Origin of the sequence: Mycobacterium sp. OAE908 (assembly GCF_017872775.1) — a bacterium.
Classification (GTDB): Bacteria; Actinomycetota; Actinomycetes; order Mycobacteriales; family Mycobacteriaceae; genus Mycobacterium.
In genome coordinates, this window is the sequence record NZ_JAGGJL010000001.1 from 3,926,135 (window position 1) to 3,940,664 (window position 14,530).

Below are 14,530 nucleotides of genomic sequence, written 5' to 3' on the forward strand. Positions count from 1 at the left end.
CCCTCTTCGGGGCCTGACCAGCGAAAAAGGGGTGATCAGGTGTCGTTGCTGACCGGTCAGACCGCGGTTGTCACGGGCGGTGCGCAGGGTCTCGGGTTGGCCATCGCCGAGCAGTTCATCGCCGAGGGCGCGCGGGTCGTGCTTGGCGATCTCGACCTCGGCGCAACAGAGGCGGCGGCCAAACAGCTTGGCGGCGACTCGAAAGATCAAGTTGCCCTCGCCGTGCGCTGCGACGTGACCAAGGCCGACGAGGTCGACGCGCTCGTCGGCGCCGCCGTCGAACGGTTCGGCGGCCTCGACATCATGGTCAACAACGCGGGAATCACCCGCGACGCGACGTTGCGAAAGATGACCGAGGAACAGTTCGACCAAGTCATCGCCGTGCATCTGAAAGGCACCTGGAACGGTCTCAAGGCCGCCGCGGCGATCATGCGCGAGAACAAGCGCGGCGCGATCGTGAACATGTCCTCGATATCCGGCAAGGTCGGCCTGATCGGGCAGACCAACTATTCCGCGGCCAAGGCAGGCATCGTCGGCATGACCAAGGCCGCAGCCAAGGAATTGGCCCACCTCGGTGTGCGGGTCAACGCGATCCAGCCGGGACTCATCCGATCCGCGATGACAGAAGCCATGCCCCAACACATTTGGGACCAGAAGCTGGCAGAGGTGCCGATGGGCCGAGCAGGCGAGCCGACTGAAGTCGCCAAGGTTGCGTTGTTCCTCGCCAGCGATCTGTCGTCGTACATGACCGGCACCGTCCTCGAGGTGACCGGCGGGAGGCACATCTGATGCGCGAGGCCGTTATCTGCGAACCCGTTCGAACACCGATCGGCCGCTACGGCGGCATGTTCAAATCACTGACGGCCGTCGACCTCGGCGTCGCAGCGCTGAACGGACTGCTGGAGCGCACCGGAATCGAGCGTGGCGCAGTGGACGACGTCATCCTCGGCCACTGCTATCCCAGCAGCGAGGCACCGGCGATCGGGCGTGTGGTGGCGCTGGATGCGGGACTGCCGGTGACCGTTCCGGGCATGCAGGTCGACCGCCGATGTGGTTCGGGTCTGCAAGCGGTCATCCAGGCCGCGTTGCAGGTTGCCAACGGCGACAACGACATTGTGGTCGCGGGCGGTGCCGAGAGCATGAGCAATGTCACCTTCTACTCGACCGATATGCGCTGGGGCGGCGCCCGCACCGGGGTGAAGGTGCACGACAGTCTCGCGCGCGGACGCACCACCGCAGGCGGGCGTAATTATCCGGTGGCAGGCGGCATGCTCGAGACTGCGGAGAATCTGCGCAAGCAGTACGGCATCCCTCGCCAGGAGCAGGACGAGTTGGCGGTGACGTCGCACCAACGCGCGGTCGCCGCGCAGAAGGATGGCATCCTCGCCGAAGAGATCATTGCGGTCGCCGTGCGCACCCGCCAGGGTGAGGAACTGATCGACACCGATGAGCATCCGCGCGCGGACACCTCGGTCGAGTCGCTGAGCAAACTGAAACCCGTTCTGTTGAAGCAGGATCCGGAGGCCACCGTCACCGCGGGCAACTCCAGCGGTCAAAACGACGCGGCATCCATGTGCATCGTGACGACTCCGCAGAAGGCCGACGAACTCGGATTGACCCCGTTGGTACGGCTGGTTTCATGGGGGTCGGCCGGTGTCGCCCCCAACATCATGGGTATCGGGCCGGTGCCCGCGACCGAGGTGGCGCTGCGCAAGGCTGGGCTGAAGTTGTCGGACATCGATCTGATCGAACTCAACGAGGCGTTCGCAGCCCAGGCGCTTGCGGTGATGCGCGAGTGGCAGTTCGGTGCGGCGGACCTCGAGCGGACGAACGTGCACGGGTCGGGCATCTCGCTCGGGCACCCCGTCGGCGCGACAGGTGGCCGGATGCTCGCCACGCTCGCCCGCGAACTGAACCGCCGCGGCGCCCGCTACGGCCTGGAAACGATGTGCATCGGCGGTGGGCAGGGACTGGCTGCCGTGTTCGAGAGGGTCGGCGCATGACGAAACTTGCGCAGACGCTGGGCCTCACCGAGTTCCAGACCGAAATCATCAGCACGGTCAGGCAATTCGTCGACAAGGAAGTCATCCCGACCGCGCAGGAACTCGAGCACTCCGACACCTATCCACAGGCCATCGTGGATGCGATGAAGGAGATGGGCCTGTTCGGGTTGATGATCCCGGAGGAGTACGGCGGGCTCGGCGAATCGCTGCTCACCTACGCGCTGTGCGTCGAGGAGCTTGCCCGCGGCTGGATGAGCATCTCGGGTGTGATCAACACCCACTTCATCGTCGCGTACATGATTCGGCAGCACGGCACCGATCGCCAGAAGCAGCATTACCTGCCGCGGATGGCGACGGGGGAGACGCGCGGCGCGTTCTCGATGTCCGAGCCCGAACTCGGCTCCGACGTCGCAGCGATCCGGACCAGGGCCAGACGCAACCCCGATGGCACGTACATCATCGACGGCCAGAAGATGTGGCTGACCAACGGCGGCAGCTCGACTCTGGTCGCAACGCTCGTGCGCACCGACGAGGGAGCCGACAAGCCGCACCGCAACCTGACCGCTTTCCTGATCGAAAAGCCCACCGGCTTCGGCGAAGTCGCGCCAGGGCTGACCATTCCGGGCAAGATCGACAAGCTCGGCTACAAGGGCATCGACACCACCGAGCTGATCTTCGACGGCTACGCCGCAAGCGCCGACGACATCTTGGGTGAGGCGCCGGGCCAGGGCTTCTTCCAGATGATGGACGGCATCGAGGTCGGGCGGGTGAATGTGTCCGCCAGGGCATGCGGTGTCGGAATCCGCGCGTTCGAACTCGCGGTGCGGTATGCGCAGCAGCGCCAGACGTTCGGCAAGCCGATTGCCGACCACCAGGCGATCGCCTTCCAATTGGCCGAGATGGCAACGAAAATCGAAGCCGCCCACCTGATGATGGTCAATGCGGCCCGGCTGAAGGATTCCGGGGAACGCAACGATGTCGCCGCGGGCATGGCCAAGTACCTGGCGAGCGAGTTCTGCGCCGAGGTGACCCAGCAGAGCTTCCGCATCCACGGCGGCTACGGCTATTCCAAGGAATACGAGATCGAGCGGTTGATGCGCGACGCCCCGTTCCTGTTGATCGGTGAGGGCACCAGCGAGATCCAGAAGAACATCATCAGCAAGCGACTGCTCGCCGATTATCGGATCTGACCATGACCACAGCGGAATTCGCGTTTCGGCCCCAGCTGGCAGATGACGTCGCGCGATATGTGCGCAAGCGCATCTTCGACGGCACCTACGCTGCGGGCCAATACATCCGGCTGGATCAGTTGGCCGTGGAACTGGGGGTCAGCGTTACGCCGGTGCGGGAGGCGCTGTTCATGCTCACCGCTGAAGGCCTATTGGTTCAGCAGCCTCGGCGCGGCTTTGCGGTGGTGCCGGTGACCGCGCGTGACCTCACCGACGTCTCCAACGTGCAGGCGCACATCGGCGGCGAGCTCGCGGCGCGGGCGGCGGCCAACATCACCGACGAGCAGTTGCGCGAACTCGAGAAGATTCAGGCCGAGCTGGAGGATGCATACGCCAGCGATGACGATGAGCGTGCGGTGCGGCTCAATCATGAGTTTCACAAGGCGATCAATGTGTCCGCCGACTCGCCGAAGCTCGCTCAGCTGATGTCCCAGATCACGCGCTACGCACCCGAATCGGTGTTTCCCACCATCGCCGGCTGGCCTGAGCAGTCGACAGAGCATCACCGCAGTTTGTTGGCGGCGCTGGAAGCGCACGACGAAAAGCGCGCGCGCCTGGTGATGTCCGAGCACCTCGCCGCAGGCGCCGAGCCGTTGATCGAACACCTCACCCAACGCGGCGTCGTCGACTAGCTGCACGAGCAGACGCGAAAGTGGCTATTTCATCGGCGTGTCGGCCATTTTTACGTCTGCTCGCGCAGTGAGGCTTGCAGTCTGCGCATGTCCACTTTGCCAGTCGTGCCGCGCGGGATGTCGTCGTCAGAGCCGACGAGCAACCAGAGTGTCGGAACCTTGAAGGAGCTCAGCCGCTTTCGAGCTTCGGACCGCAGTTGATCGACGGTGCGGTCTGTTATCACGACGGCACCGACGGCGCCGGAGACGTCGGTGACGAAAGCGTTCTGCACGCCGTCGATGGTCCGCAGCGCCTGCTCGACCTCACTCGGATAGACGGTGGCCCCGCTGACCTTGAACATGTCGTCGGATCGGCCGTGGTAGAACAGGAAACCGCCGTCGTCGAGATGCGCGAGGTCCCCGGTGGGGTAGTAGCCGTCCGGAGTGAACACCTCTTCGCGGCTACGACGGCAGATGCCGCGCAACATATGCGGTCCCCGTAACTGAATCATGCCGATCGTTCCCGTGGGAACGGGCTGGCCGGTGTCCGGGTCGACGATACGCACCTGCATGCCGTCGAACGGTTTGCCGCAGCTGCCCCATGCTGACCGCGGCATGTCCGTGTCGGCGGGATAGCCGCAATAGGGCCCGAACGACTCGGTCATGCCGAACAATTTCGCGCGGGCACCGGGCGCCGCGCGTTTCTCGGGTGACAGCAGCGCCTCGAGACTGCCGGGTTGTAGGGCTGACAAATCGGCTCCCGCAGAGGCAGATTGGCGTGCCAGCGCCTCGGCCTGGTCGGGCCAGCCGCGGAACAGCGTGACGCGCTCACGTTGCAACAGCGGCAGGGTCGTCTCGGGTCCGGGGATCTCCTCGGTGACGAGCGTCGCACCCGCCACCAGTGCCGACAGCACCCCGCTGCCGAAACCGCCGACCCAGAAGAACGGCATCGGCAGATACAGCCGCGTGTCCGCGTCGATGCACCGCGCCACCAGTCCGGACCGCACGGCGGCCAACGCGTTGCCGTGCGAGTGGATGACGCCCTTTGGCGGCCCACTGCTTCCCGAAGTGAACATGATCACCAGCGTGTCGCTCGGTGTCACGGTCGCTGTCACGGAGTCGATATCCCGCTCGCTGGACGTCAACTCGTCTAGAGTCCAAATCCTCTGCAGTGCAGGCAGTTCCGGGGTATCTACCCCACCGGCCAAATCATCCAGATAACGATGGCCACGGAACTCGTCGACCGTGATCAGGGCCTGAACGGAGGCAACCCGCAACTGTGCCACCAGCTCCGGAGGCTTCAGCAGGGTGCTCAACGGGACCAGAACCGCGCCGATGCGTGTCAGCGCCAACGCGATCTGCACCCATTGGACGCGGTTGGGCATGATCAGCCCTACTCGGGTGCCCTTGCCGATGCCGGCGTCGACGAAACCGGCGGCCATCGCACGGGTGGTTTCGTCGAGGTCGGCGTAGCTGAGCCGCGACTCGGTGTCGACGACCATCGGCTTGTCACCGTGCTGTTCTGCGCGGACTCTGACCAGCTGGTCGATGGTGTCAGCCATCGAACACCTGCCGTAGCGCAACGAGGTCGACCTTGCCGCTCGAGAGCACTGGAATGTCGGACCGCGGCACGGCGGCAAAACGTTTCGGGATCTTGTAGGACGACAGCTCGGCCTTCAGTCGGTCGCGCACCGCGGCCTCGTCGAACTCCGCGCCGTCTTCCACCTCGACGACGGCGGCGACCAGTTGCCCGCGCTCGGCATCGGGAAGGCCAAGCACATGTGCGACGGCACCGCCGGTCACTTTGGCGATGGCCCGCTCGACTTCGGCGGGTGCGACGTTGGCGCCTGCGGTCTTGATCATCGCCCCGCGTCGACCGAGGAAGTACACGAAACCGTCGGCATCCGTTCGAACGAGATCGCCCGTGTGAAACCAGCCGTCGTCATCGAAGCATTCTTCGCGGCTGCGTTTGTAGTACCGCTGCATCAGGTACGGTCCTCGAATCCACAATTCGCCGTCGATGATCTTGGTCTCGAAGCCGGGGGCGGGTTTGCCGAACGAGCCACGCCGGTGTTCGGGTTGGTCGGATTCGTCCGCACTGATCGTGATGACGCTGCCCGCTTCGGTCATGCCCAGCATGGTGTGTCGCAACTCGGGGTCTGCGGGGCGGACGTCGGGCGCCATGATCGGGTACAGGTTTCCGCGCCGCATGGACGACAAGTCGCGGTCGGGCAGGCTGGGGTGACGGGCCAGATTTGCGATGCCCGCGACGAAACCATTGGTCATCGTTGGCTTTTCGGCCTCGAGCAGATCCAGCGTTTCGCCTGCATCGACCGCGTTGGAGCACACCAGCGTCGCACCGGCGAGCAGGGTGGCCAGCACCGCGAACGCGATCCCGCCGATCCAGAAGAACGGCGAGTTGCAGAACAACTTGTCCTCTGCCGTCAACCCGCGGATCTCATTGAGCACCTGCTGGTGGGCAAGCAACGAGAAGTGTGTGTGGACCACACCCTTCGGCGCGCTCGTCGAGCCCGACGTGTAGACGATGGCCAGCGGATCCGAATCATCGACGTCGTGTTCCAGCGCTTCCAGTCGCCACGACTCGGCCACGTCGCGGGGTTCGGCGTCGATCAGGACATGTCTTAGTAGCGGGGCCGTGATGCCTGCGAGTCGCTGTCGGTAGTCGTGAGCGCGGAAGGATGCAGCGGCAAGCAGGATTTCGGTGTCGCTGTCCATCAACTGTGCCGTGATCTCCGGGGCGGTGGCGAACGTGGAAAACGGGATGACGACCGCGCCGATGCGCGCGGCGGCCAGCATCCCGACGATCCAGGTCGCGCCATTGGGATAGAGCAGACCGACGTGGGTGCCCTTGCCCGCGCCGAGGGCGATCAGGCCACGCGCCAACCGCGCCGAGCGGCGATCCGCCTCCGCGTAGCTGAGCCGCTCGGCATCGCAGACCAATAGCGGGTGTTCGCCGCGGGCGCGCGACTGTCGCTGCAGCACGTCGCCGACGGTCAACGAGTCACTTGGCATGTTGGACGGGCTGGCTGAAGAATTGCCGGACCGCACCGAGGTCCGCCTTGCCGGAGGGTGTCCTGGGGATCTGCTCGACGATCGCGATCTCGGTAGGAATCTCATAGCGCGCCAACCGCGTCCGCAGGAAATCGATCAGCGCATCGCCTTCGACCGATGCGTCGTGCCGCAACTCCACCATCGCGACCGGAGTCTCACCGAGACGGTCGTCGGGCCTGGCGACGACGGCGGCCCCGCCCACGGCTGGATGGCTCTCCAGCGCGGCGCGGACGTCGTCGGGCATCACCTTGAAGCCGCCGCGAATGATGGCCTGATCGGCCCGTCCGAGTATCCAAAGGAAGCCGTCCGTGTCGATGCGGGCCAGGTCCGTGGTGCGCAGCCAATCTGCCGACGGCCCAAGCTGTCCCGGCTTGACCTCCAGGAGGCCGGGTTGGTCGGGGCCGAGCGGGGTGCCGTCGTCGTCGACGACCCTCATTTGTGCGCCGAGGGTTGCCCTGCCCACGCTGCCGCGCTTGTCCTGCCAGTACTTCTGGTAATCCGCCAGCGTCCAGCCAGCGACGCCGCCACCGAATTCAGTTGCGGCATAGGATGTCAGGACCGGAATGCCGAACTTCGCGGTGAACGCATCGGCGTCGGCGGCCGACAGCGGCGCAGTGCCTGACGTCACCGCTCGGATGCCGGCCAGATCCTCGCGGGTCAAATCCGAATGCAACACCATCCGCAGCGCGGCCGGCACCAACGAGACCGCGCGCGGTTGATGCCTGCGGACCGCGTCGGCCCACTGGTTCAGTTCGAATCGGTCGAGTAGCGCGAACGGCCTTGCCTCGCAGACACACTGCAGCACGCGGAAGACTCCACCGATGTGCACCAGCGGGGCATTGACGATTGCGATGCCCTTCCGCAGTTCGGTCGGCGCCGGCGACGTGATCACGCTGCGCGCCAGCATGTCGTAGGTGAGGTCGATTCGCTTGGGCGGCCCGGTCGTTCCGCTGGTCAGCATCCGCACCGCGACGCCGGGGCGGCTGGCTGCGGTTCCGACGGATGCGATCTGTGACGGATCGTCGAGGCCCGAGATCGGTATCATTGCGGGGCCATCCGGAACCAGTGACGCAAGGTCGTCAGGTGTGCCGATCACGATCGGCAGGTCAAGCGCGGCAATGTCGTTGCGCGTACGGTCTTCGCCCCGCGACGGATTGATGGTCACCACAGTGCCGCCACCAAGCAGAACACCGAGCAGCGCCGCGACATGGGCGGGGGTGTTGCGCAGCAAGATCCCGACCTGGGTATCGCCGACGACGGCGATACGCGTTGCCAGTTCGGAGATCTGCTGCCATGTCGACCAGTCGCCGTTGTACTCGATCGCTCGGGCGTCGGGCTGCAGTGCCAGCACGGCCGCGATACGTCCGGTGAGCGGATGCATCAGCGGACCCTCGGTTTCGCCGCTGCACCTTTGCCGCCGGCCGCCAGTTCTGCCTGCCCGAGCGGATTGCCCAGCCTTGTGTAAATCAGATTCTGCTCCAGGGCAGCCCGATACGGCTTGTCCAGCGACTCCCATATCGCCTTCACTGTGCCCTGGGTGGCCGACGGGGGTTTGGCTGCGATCGCCGCCGCGATTTCGTCGGCGCGAGCCCAGAGCCTTTCGCGGGACACGACCTCGGACACCAGGCCGATACGTAGTGCGGTTTCGGCGCCGACGCGTTCGTCGTTGCCCATCAACGCGATTCGCAACGCCTCGCCAAGACCGACGCGTCGCATCAACCCGATCGGTTCCAAGGCGCATACCAGGCCGGCGCTGACATGCGAGTCGAAGAACGTCGCATCCTCTGAGCAGATCACCACATCGGACTCGTTGACGAAATAGAAAGCACCCGCCGTGCACATGCCGTGAACGGCACACACGACGGGCTTCCACATCTTCTGCCATTTCGGGCTGAGCGCTTCGCCGGGATCCTCGTGGTTCCACACGTTGTCCGGTTGGCCGTAGGAGGTTTTGATGTCCAGGCCGGCGCTGAACGCGCGGTCGCCCGCCGCTCGAAGTACCACAGCGTGTACCGCTTCGTCGAGCTTGACGAGGCGCCACGCCTCGGCCATCTCCTCGCACATGGTCCGATTGAACGCGTTTAGCGAATCCGGCCGGTTCAGCGTGATGGTCGCGACGTGGGTGGTGGCGTTCACGTCGAGGAGGATCGTCTCGAACGCCGTCACCGGCACTGCCAATTCGGCGCGCGTTTCTCCATGAACGCCTTGGGTCCTTCGAGTGCATCCTCGGTGCGAACCACGCGCTCGCGGAAGGTTTCGGCGAGGATCTCGGCCTCGTGCAGCGGCAGGTCGAGCGTCTTGTGGATGGCCAGTCGCGTGCCGCGCACGGCCAGCGGCGCGTTCGAATTCACGACATCGGCGATCTCATGAGCACGTTCGAGCAGCTTGTCGTGCTCGACGACCTCGCTGATCATGCCGAGCTCGTAGGCGCGCTGTGCACTCATTCGCTCGTGCTTGCCCATCAGCGCCATCCGCAACGCGATGTTGCGGGGCAGGACACGGGCGAGCCGTACCATTTCGCGACCAGCCACCAAGCCGATGCTGACATGTGGGTCGAAGAAACTCGCCTTGTCGGATGCGATCGCGATGTCCCCGGTGGTGATCCAGTCCAGCCCTGCCCCACAACACAATCCGTTGACGGCGGTCAGGACGGGCTTGGCCATCCGACGAAACGGTGGCGTGCCCTCCTGGGGTGCTTCCCACTGGTCATAGGTGGACAGGTACGGGCGCTCGTAGATCACCCGGCCGTCTTCCGGGATCTCGCCGACATCGGCCCCAGTGCAGAACGCCCGGCCGGTACCCGTGACGATGAGCGTCCAGACGTTGTCGTCATTTTCGGCCTCATCGTACGCGGCGCGCAATTCGGCGATCATGGCCGGACTGAGCGCATTGAGCGCGTCGGGCCGGTTCAGCGTGATCGTCGCCGTATGCGCGTCGACTTCGTACGTGATGAATTTCATCCGGTCACCTTCCGCCGAACCTCGGTGTGCGTTTCTCGCGGAATGCCGCCAGACCTTCTTTGAAATCGGTTGTCCGACAGGATAACTCCAAGTTGAACAGCTCTTGGGTCATGGCTTGCTGCAGTGTCGCGTGCTGGCCGTAGTTGATTGCCTGCTTGGCAAGCCCGATAGCGACGGTAGGTCCCGACGCCAGCCGGCTCATTAATTCTTCCGCGACGGCTTCGAGCTCGGAGGCGCTGACGCACCGGTGCACTAGGCCCCACTCTGCGGCGTCGCTCGCGCTGACCTTCTCGCCGAGCAGCAGCATCTCTTTGGCCCGGGCCACGCCGATGAGCCGCGGCAGCAGCCACGTCGAACCCGAATCCGGGGAGAACCCGCGCCCGACGAAGGGTTCCCAGAACACCGCGTCGTCGGCGGCGACGGTGAAATCGGCGGCCAGCGCCAGATTGCAGCCAAGGCCGACGGCCCAGCCCCGCACACTGCAGACCACCGGCAGCTGGATTGTTTGGACGAGTTCGATCACGCGGTTGGCGGTGTGCGGAATGCGCCGGACGAGATCGCCTGTGCGCGGGCGCTGTCCGGAGCTGTTGGTCGCCACCCAGTCCGCGCCTGCGCAGAAATCGGTTCCAGCCCCGCGGAGGTGGATGGCGCGCAGCGAATCGTCGGCCGCGGCGTCGGTCAGGATAGCGACCAGGGCATCGATCATCGAATGGCTGAGCGCGTTGTGCCTGGACGGGCGATCGAGCGTGAGCCGCAGGACATCGCCGTCCCGCGATGTCGTCACCGAGCCGTCGTCGCTCACCGTTGAATCCGCCTGTCCTTAGCTATACGGTTAGCCATACAGTATTGCTATCCTGTACAAGTTAGCAAGGAAAGGGCGCATGACGGAAGGCATTCCTCGGTACGGCGAGCAACCGCTGGCGCAGACGGTCGCGGCCGCGGGTGCGCTGCGGCGGCTGACCGGGCTACTGCTGTCCTTGGAGCACGAGCATCCGACCGTGGACGCCATGCTTGCGCAGTTCGCGGACTGGGAGCGAGAGTTGGCGCCCGCGGTGCCTCCCGATCCCATGCCCCGCATCGGCGATGGCGGCGAGGAGAAGCGCATCTATCTGGATCATGCCTTCGACGTGGGGGCGTACAACCCGTGCTTCCCCGAGTACGCCTTCGATCATCTCGACGACGAAACCGCTTCTGGGCGTGTCACATTCCCGGTGGTATACGAAGGGCCACCGGGGCTGGTGAACGGAGGCTTCCTGGCCGTATTCTTCGACTGCATCACTCAGCATCAGAGTTGCGCAGCCGCCCGGACCGGCAAGACCCGCTCACTCACGGTGACGTTCCGCCGCCCAACACCGGTCCTCACCGAACTGCGCTTCGACATCGAGCGGCTCGAAGAAGAGGGCCGGGTGACCTCGACGGCGCGACTGCTCCTAGGCGACGAGGTGCTCTGCATCGGTGAGCTCAAGACAGCGGTGAACTCGCCGGACAAGCTGAGCGGCTTCCAGTTCGGTAAGCGGCGGGCCAAGTTCTAATGGTGGTTCAACGGATTCGTCAGCCCCGCGTGGCAGAGATCGTGGCCTCGCAGTTGCGGGAGGACATCCTGTCCGGGCGCCTCAAGGAAGGCGATGTGCTGCCGTCGCAGGAGAGCTTGTTCTCCGAATTCGGCGTGAGTCCACCGGCGCTGCGTGAGGCGATCCACATCCTGGAAACCGACGGGCTGATCTCGGTTCGACGCGGGAACGTGGGTGGGGCAGTGGTTCATCAGCCGTCGGCCGAGCGGACCGCGCACATGATCAGCATGGTGTTGCAGTCGCGGGCCTCGACACCCGCGGATGTCAGCGGCGCGCTGCTGCACCTGGAGCCGATATGTGCAGGCATGTGCGCCGCCCGGGAAGACCGGTCGACCGAGGTGCTGCCGTACCTCGAGGCCGAAATCGATCTGCAGACAGAGCAATTCGACGATCTGTCCCGATACGTGCCTAACGCGAGGCGATTTCATGAAGCGATCGTCTCCCGCTGTGGCAACGAGCCGATGATCCTGCTGATCGGCTCGCTGGAACTGATCTGGTCGGCACACGAGTCGTCGGTGTGGAGCGACGACAACAACCCTGCCGATCCGATGTCCCGCAAGACAATGCGCGCGGCGTTGCGTGATCACCAACGGTTGCTTGCCGCGATCCGTGACGGCGACTCGGCGAGGGCGGTGCGGCTCGCACAGGACCACCTTGCGGTTGCCAGGCGCAACACACTCGCGGTCGGCAGTGACAAAACCATTGAGGCCAAATTGATTTCGAACGGCAACCATCAGGAGCCCGGCAGATGACAGACGATCGCGTGCTCTTCGACGTGGACGCCGAGAAGCGAATCGCAACCATAACGCTGAACAATCCCGCCCAGCGCAACTCGTATGACGCGGCGATGCGCGATACCGTCGCGCGCCACCTGGACCGAGTCGCCGAAGACGACGACATCACCGTCGTGTTATTGCGAGGCGCGGACGGGGTGTTCAGCACAGGCGCAGACATGAACAATGCGTACGGCTGGTATGGCGATAAGCCGCAGGCGAAGAGTCGTCCCAGTCAACGGCGCCGTCTGACCGTGGACCGCAAGTCGTTCGGCTTCTACCACAACCTGATGGGCTTCCCGAAGGTCACAGTGGGGGAGATCAGCGGATACGCGCTGGGCGGCGGCTTCGAGATCGCGTTGATGACCGACATCTCGGTGATCGGTCGCGACACCAAGATCGGTATGCCCGCCACCCGGTTTCTCGGACCGGCACTGGGCAGTTTGCACATGTTCTTCCACCGGCTCGGGCCGGTGCTGGCCCGGCGCCTGTTGTTGACCGGCGACATCATCGAGGCGGGGGCGGTCGAGCACTTGGGCGTCTTCACCGAGACGTGCGATCCCGCCGCTGTGCAGGCCAGGGCGAGATATTGGGCGGAGAAGGCAGCGAAGATGCCTGCCGACGGCGTCGTGATCGCGAAGGAGGCCTTCCGGCTCGTCGAGCAGAGTCAGGCGTATCAGGGCGAGGAAGTCGCCAGCTATCTGTTCCACGCGTTCGGGACGAACCTGCAGTTCGCGCCGGGGGAGTTCAACTTCGTCAAGACGCGGGCGCAACACGGGACCAAGGAGGCGTTCCGGCTGCGTGACGAGCACTTCTACGTACCCGAGCCGGAGTGACGCCGGTCACGTACTGGCAGCGATACAGTATCTGCTACTTTTGTAAAGTCGTAACGCCGAAAGCCGAGGTCGAAACATGCCAACACCTGTGATCGTCAGTGCCGCCAGGACGGCCATCGGCCGCTCGTTCAAAGGGACGCTGGTCAACACGCCCCCCGAGACGTTGATCACGACAGTGCTGCCGGAGGTGGTCCGCCGCTCCGGCGTCGACCCGAGCGCGTTTGATGACATCATCTTCGCCGAATCGCATTACGGCGGCGGCGATCTCGCGCGCTACGCGGCGGCAGCGACCGGCATGGAGGACATCCCCGGCCAGTCGGTGAACCGGCACTGCGCGGGCAGTCTCACCGCGATCGGCAACGCGGCCGCACAGATCGGCTCCGGCATGGAGCGTGCGCTCATCGCCGGCGGGGTGCAGTCGCTGTCGATGACGCCGCTGATGAACCAGCGCATCCCTGGGCCTGAGCTGAAGTTCGAGGAGCGGTGGATGCCGCCTACGCATCCCGAGACGCCGGATGCTCCGTGCAAGGACATGTCGATCACCGTCGGCTGGAACACGGCGCAGGCCGTCGGCATCACGCGTGAAGAGATGGACGCCTGGGCGGCCCGGTCGCATCAGCGGGCGATCGCGGCCATCGACGCGGGCAAGTTCGTCGACGAGATCATCCCGCTGAAGGTGCAGCAGTTCGACGGTTCGGTGGTCGACTTCAGCGTCGACGAGCACCCGCGGCGCGACACCACCGTCGAGAAGCTGGCGGGGTTGAAGGTCCTGCATCCGGAGATCGAAGGATTCTCGATCACCGCGGGCAACAGCAGCGGCACCAACGACGCTGCGGCTGCTGTTGCACTCGTTGACGCTGACTACGCCGACGCCGAGAAGCTGACCAAGCTGGCGACCGTAAAAGCTTGGGCCGCAGCGGGTGTCGCGCCGCGCGATTGCGGACTGGGTGCCGTGAAGGTGATCGGCAAGGTATTGCAACGTGCTGGCCTGAAGCCCTCTGATGTGGCGCTGTGGGAGATCAACGAAGCGTTCGCGTCGGTGCCGATCGCGGCGTGCCGCGAGTACGGGCTCGACGAGGAGCTCGTCAACTTCTCCGGAAGCGGTTGCAGCCTTGGGCATCCCATCGCCGCATCGGGCGCGCGGATGGTCACGACGCTGGTTTACGAGCTGCAGCGGCGTGGCGGCGGCATCGGCGTCGCGGCGATGTGCGCTGGCGGTGGCCAGGGCGGCGCCGTCGTCATCGAGGTCTAGGACAGGCCGAAACCACCAGCGAGTCGCAGGGTTCGACCTTTCAGGACCGACGATCGGAATGCCCGGCTCTGGGCGACTTTGTCGCTGGGAGCGACAGTGTCGCTCCGAGGTGGGCAGAAACGACATGGTCCCTGGGCTCCCGTGGCCGTTTAACCGGGCCGGAACGGTCGGATCGGCTCAGGGGCCAACTATCGGAATGCTCGGCTCTGGGCGACTTTGTCGC

Annotated in this window: 14 protein-coding genes; 8 read left to right on the forward strand and 6 right to left on the reverse strand. The window is 65.0% G+C overall.

Annotated elements, in window-relative coordinates; genetic code table 11:
* Window positions 1-39: 39 nt before the first annotated feature.
* From fabG to J3E61_RS19365, 4 genes are read left to right on the forward strand one after another with little or no spacing between them, the layout of a single operon-like run.
* Window positions 40-789, forward strand: coding sequence for a 3-oxoacyl-ACP reductase FabG (gene fabG / locus J3E61_RS19350; protein ID WP_192721420.1), 750 nt, complete (start codon window positions 40-42; stop codon window positions 787-789).
* Window positions 789-2,003, forward strand: coding sequence for an acetyl-CoA C-acetyltransferase (locus J3E61_RS19355; protein WP_210084620.1), 1,215 nt, complete (start codon window positions 789-791; stop codon window positions 2,001-2,003). The genes fabG and J3E61_RS19355 overlap by 1 nt, the downstream gene beginning before the upstream one ends.
* Window positions 2,000-3,193 (forward strand): acyl-CoA dehydrogenase family protein, encoded by a 1,194-nt coding sequence (locus J3E61_RS19360; RefSeq protein ID WP_210084621.1) that lies wholly within the window; start codon window positions 2,000-2,002, stop codon window positions 3,191-3,193. Before J3E61_RS19355 ends, J3E61_RS19360 begins: the two co-directional genes overlap by 4 nt.
* Before the next feature lie 2 nt (window positions 3,194-3,195).
* Complete coding sequence (locus tag J3E61_RS19365; protein ID WP_192721417.1) at window positions 3,196-3,864, forward strand: FCD domain-containing protein; 669 nt, start codon at window positions 3,196-3,198, stop codon at window positions 3,862-3,864.
* Between the two features lie 50 nt (window positions 3,865-3,914).
* Here J3E61_RS19365 and J3E61_RS19370 read toward each other — a convergent pair whose 3' ends face one another.
* From J3E61_RS19370 to J3E61_RS19395, 6 genes are read right to left on the reverse strand one after another with little or no spacing between them, the layout of a single operon-like run.
* Window positions 3,915-5,405, reverse strand: coding sequence for an acyl--CoA ligase (locus J3E61_RS19370; RefSeq protein ID WP_210084622.1), 1,491 nt, complete (start codon window positions 5,403-5,405; stop codon window positions 3,915-3,917).
* Window positions 5,398-6,876, reverse strand: coding sequence for an acyl--CoA ligase (locus tag J3E61_RS19375; protein WP_210084623.1), 1,479 nt, complete (start codon window positions 6,874-6,876; stop codon window positions 5,398-5,400). Before J3E61_RS19375 ends, J3E61_RS19370 begins: the two co-directional genes overlap by 8 nt.
* Window positions 6,866-8,296, reverse strand: a complete 1,431-nt coding sequence (locus J3E61_RS19380) for an AMP-binding protein (RefSeq protein ID WP_210084624.1) — start codon at window positions 8,294-8,296, stop codon at window positions 6,866-6,868. Before J3E61_RS19380 ends, J3E61_RS19375 begins: the two co-directional genes overlap by 11 nt.
* Window positions 8,296-9,087: an enoyl-CoA hydratase/isomerase family protein gene (locus J3E61_RS19385; RefSeq protein ID WP_210085623.1), complete on the reverse strand. Its 792-nt coding sequence runs from the start codon at window positions 9,085-9,087 to the stop codon at window positions 8,296-8,298. Before J3E61_RS19385 ends, J3E61_RS19380 begins: the two co-directional genes overlap by 1 nt.
* On the reverse strand, window positions 9,078-9,875 hold the full coding sequence (locus J3E61_RS19390) for an enoyl-CoA hydratase/isomerase family protein (RefSeq protein WP_210084625.1): 798 nt from the start codon (window positions 9,873-9,875) through the stop codon (window positions 9,078-9,080). The genes J3E61_RS19385 and J3E61_RS19390 overlap by 10 nt, the downstream gene beginning before the upstream one ends.
* A 4-nt stretch (window positions 9,876-9,879) precedes the next feature.
* The gene (locus J3E61_RS19395; RefSeq protein WP_210084626.1) at window positions 9,880-10,677 is read right to left on the reverse strand and encodes an enoyl-CoA hydratase/isomerase family protein; all 798 of its coding nucleotides are present in this window, start codon (window positions 10,675-10,677) and stop codon (window positions 9,880-9,882) included.
* Between the two features lie 79 nt (window positions 10,678-10,756).
* Here J3E61_RS19395 and J3E61_RS19400 point away from each other — a divergent pair, with 79 nt between their 5' ends.
* The 4 genes from J3E61_RS19400 to J3E61_RS19415 all read left to right on the forward strand — a co-directional run bounded on the left by J3E61_RS19400 (window position 10,757) and on the right by J3E61_RS19415 (window position 14,307).
* Window positions 10,757-11,407, forward strand: a complete 651-nt coding sequence (locus J3E61_RS19400; RefSeq protein ID WP_210084627.1) for a hypothetical protein — start codon at window positions 10,757-10,759, stop codon at window positions 11,405-11,407.
* Window positions 11,407-12,198: a FadR family transcriptional regulator gene (locus J3E61_RS19405; protein WP_210084628.1), complete on the forward strand. Its 792-nt coding sequence runs from the start codon at window positions 11,407-11,409 to the stop codon at window positions 12,196-12,198. Before J3E61_RS19400 ends, J3E61_RS19405 begins: the two co-directional genes overlap by 1 nt.
* Window positions 12,195-13,055: an enoyl-CoA hydratase/isomerase family protein gene (locus J3E61_RS19410; protein ID WP_210084629.1), complete on the forward strand. Its 861-nt coding sequence runs from the start codon at window positions 12,195-12,197 to the stop codon at window positions 13,053-13,055. The genes J3E61_RS19405 and J3E61_RS19410 overlap by 4 nt, the downstream gene beginning before the upstream one ends.
* Before the next feature lie 76 nt (window positions 13,056-13,131).
* Window positions 13,132-14,307 (forward strand): acetyl-CoA C-acyltransferase, encoded by a 1,176-nt coding sequence (locus J3E61_RS19415; RefSeq protein WP_192721408.1) that lies wholly within the window; start codon window positions 13,132-13,134, stop codon window positions 14,305-14,307.
* The last annotated feature ends 223 nt before the right edge of the window (window positions 14,308-14,530 follow it).

What these genes read in the sequence shown, in the direction of transcription:
- J3E61_RS19355 (WP_210084620.1), top strand. Translation starts at nt 789, where the DNA reads ATGCGCGAGGCCGTTATCTGCGAACCCGTTCGAACACCGATCGGCCGC.
- J3E61_RS19360 (WP_210084621.1), top strand. Translation starts at nt 2,000, where the DNA reads ATGACGAAACTTGCGCAGACGCTGGGCCTCACCGAGTTCCAGACCGAA.
- J3E61_RS19365 (WP_192721417.1), top strand. Translation starts at nt 3,196, where the DNA reads ATGACCACAGCGGAATTCGCGTTTCGGCCCCAGCTGGCAGATGACGTC.
- J3E61_RS19370 (WP_210084622.1), bottom strand. Translation starts at nt 5,405, where the DNA reads ATGGCTGACACCATCGACCAGCTGGTCAGAGTCCGCGCAGAACAGCAC.
- J3E61_RS19375 (WP_210084623.1), bottom strand. Translation starts at nt 6,876, where the DNA reads ATGCCAAGTGACTCGTTGACCGTCGGCGACGTGCTGCAGCGACAGTCG.
- J3E61_RS19380 (WP_210084624.1), bottom strand. Translation starts at nt 8,296, where the DNA reads ATGCATCCGCTCACCGGACGTATCGCGGCCGTGCTGGCACTGCAGCCC.
- J3E61_RS19390 (WP_210084625.1), bottom strand. Translation starts at nt 9,875, where the DNA reads ATGAAATTCATCACGTACGAAGTCGACGCGCATACGGCGACGATCACG.
- J3E61_RS19400 (WP_210084627.1), top strand. Translation starts at nt 10,757, where the DNA reads ATGACGGAAGGCATTCCTCGGTACGGCGAGCAACCGCTGGCGCAGACG.
- J3E61_RS19405 (WP_210084628.1), top strand. Translation starts at nt 11,407, where the DNA reads ATGGTGGTTCAACGGATTCGTCAGCCCCGCGTGGCAGAGATCGTGGCC.
- J3E61_RS19410 (WP_210084629.1), top strand. Translation starts at nt 12,195, where the DNA reads ATGACAGACGATCGCGTGCTCTTCGACGTGGACGCCGAGAAGCGAATC.
- J3E61_RS19415 (WP_192721408.1), top strand. Translation starts at nt 13,132, where the DNA reads ATGCCAACACCTGTGATCGTCAGTGCCGCCAGGACGGCCATCGGCCGC.